The 2,149-nt window shown below is 63.8% G+C and carries 3 protein-coding genes and 1 pseudogene; all 4 read left to right on the top strand.

The features are described 5' to 3' along the window. Positions 1-953, top strand: a 953-nt coding sequence (locus CXY75_RS00130) for an NADH-quinone oxidoreductase subunit H (protein ID WP_369826614.1), incomplete at its 5' end; no start/stop codon positions are given. A 2-nt stretch (positions 954-955) separates the two neighbouring features. Beyond that, positions 956-1,519: an NADH-quinone oxidoreductase subunit J gene (locus tag CXY75_RS00125; RefSeq protein ID WP_104080882.1), complete on the top strand. Its 564-nt coding sequence runs from the start codon at positions 956-958 to the stop codon at positions 1,517-1,519. Next, on the top strand, positions 1,516-1,818 hold the full coding sequence (gene nuoK, locus CXY75_RS00120) for an NADH-quinone oxidoreductase subunit NuoK (protein ID WP_104080881.1): 303 nt from the start codon (positions 1,516-1,518) through the stop codon (positions 1,816-1,818). Before CXY75_RS00125 ends, nuoK begins: the two co-directional genes overlap by 4 nt. Next, positions 1,815-2,149 (top strand): annotated as a pseudogene (locus CXY75_RS00115) (hypothetical protein); the annotation flags it as partial. The gene nuoK and the pseudogene CXY75_RS00115, both read left to right, overlap by 4 nt.

Genomic DNA, 2,149 nt, shown 5'->3' with positions numbered 1-2,149 from the left:
CACATGAGTGGCGAAACATGATTGACATCGTCGAGGTGAATCCTGTCTGGGCTCTGCTTGCTCCGGTCGCACTTGGCGTTCTCGCCCTGGCCGGAGCCGCGCTCAATGGGATCCTCGTCTCGCGCGCTGAGGCCCGGTCATTCCTTTCGGGAGCGGCCATCCCGGTGTTCGAGATCGCCCGCCTCATGCGGCAGCGACGCCGCACGACCGTCGCGGCCGATGTTCTGCTCTGGCGCATCGGCTGCGCCGGCCTCGTAGTGATCGCGGTATTGAAGACGGCGGTGATCCCGCTGGGTCCGTGGATTCTGGCTGATATACCGGTCGGGGTGGTCTGGTTCAACACGATGGACGTTCTGGTGTGGGCGGTCGTGTGGCTGATCGGCTGGGGTGCCAACAGCGCCCACTCGCTGGTGGGCGGCTACCGGTTTCTCGCTCAGGCCGTCTCCTATGAGTTGCCACTGATGTTCGCATTGGTGACCCCCGCCGTCGCAGCGCATAGCCTGCGGGTGAGCGATGTAGTTGCCGCGCAACAGGAGCTGTGGTTCGTTGTCTGGATGCCGATTGCCTTCGTTGTCTTCTGCCTGAGCGTCGTCGCCTTTTCCAACTGGGGACCCTTTGCGACATCCGCGAGCGGAGACATCGCGGGCGGGATCCTGACCGAGGTCTCCGGTGTGGACCGGCTGCTGATTCTCGCGGGACGCTATGCTCTGCTCACGACAGGCGCAGCCTTCGCCGTTGCCCTCTTTCTCGGCGGTGGGGCCGGTCCACTGTTGCCGGGGTGGCTGTGGACGCTCGTGAAAACCCTGCTGTTGCTTGCGGCGTTCGTCACCCTGCGGCATCGTATGCCGGCGGTGCGTCCCGAGCGCCTCGCGGAAGTCGCTTGGATAATCGTGCTGCCGGCGGTACTTGTGCAGACGCTCGTTGTCTCCATTGTCGTCGCGGTGAGGGGCTGAGCATGGTGTCTGTCGTTGTTTTTTCCGCGCTGGCGGTCATTGCCCTCGCCGCGGGGATCGCGGTCTTTCGCGTCGACTCCATGGCGCGGGCAACCTATGCCTTGGCTGTGTCCTTCGTCGCCGTCGGTGTGATGTTGCTGATGTTTGATCTGGACTACATCGGCGTCATTACGATTCTCATGATGGTGATGGAGATGGCCATCATGGCGATCTACATGATCATGTTCATGGGAATGAACCCTGCCCTCATGCCAATGAGCATGGTGCATAACAAACGGTGGTCGGCGATCCTCGCCGGTGGCACCTTCCTCCTGCTCGCCGGTGGTGCACTGCTCATACCCTGGCCGGCACGCAATGGCTCGCCGGCCGCCGACCTGACCGCATCCCTCGGCGAGGCACTCATGGGATCCAAGATGCTCGTGATGCTTACCGTGAGTCCCATTCTGTTCGCCACGATCGTCGCTGCCCTCGTACTCGCAAACCCTAGGGGCCGCTACGACCGTTGGGGCGACGAGCTCGATCGGCCCACTCCCGACGACCCGCAGCAGGGAGGGTTGGGACGATGACCCTGCAGCTCGTCCTGATCGCCGCCGCGGCACTATTCTGCGTCGGGCTCTACGGCGCGCTCTCCCAGCAGGTCGTTGTCATGGTGATGATGGGGCTGGAGCTCATGCTCAACGGCGTCATCCTCGCCGTCACCGCATTCTGGTGGTTTTTGACACCGGTCCCGGACGGGCAGGTGCTCCTGCTCGTGGTGATCGCTGCGATGACCGTGGAAATGGCGATGGGGTTCGCCGTCGCCACTCTCCTGCATCGTTCCCGGGGATCAGATATGACCGACTCGGCAACGGATCTCGCCGGATGAGCGCCGCAACAGTAAACGCATGGGGCGTGGCTGCGCTGTGGCTTCTCGTTGGTCTGCCTGCTCTCGCGGGAATCGCACTCTGCCTCCTGGGGCGGCGCGCGAATCTTGTCGCCGTTCCGGTGTCGCTTGGCACCGCTGGCCTCACCGTGGCATCGGCGTTCGTCGTCGCTTCCGTCCGCCCGTCCGTCGAAATCCCATTCTTGGCCGGCGCCCCATTCGGGCTCGCCGTCGACGGACTCTCGGCTCTGGTCGTGCCGACGGTCGCCGTGATCACCCTCTTGGTTTTGGTCTTTGCAGCCGCTGAGGGAACGGAATCGCCGGCGCGCTTCCA

The sequence above is a fragment of the Cryobacterium sp. Y11 genome (assembly GCF_002929535.1).
GTDB lineage: Bacteria > Actinomycetota > Actinomycetes > Actinomycetales > Microbacteriaceae > Cryobacterium.
The sequence above is the reverse complement of the archived record's forward strand: the minus strand, read 5'-3'. Positions and strand labels throughout refer to the sequence as shown.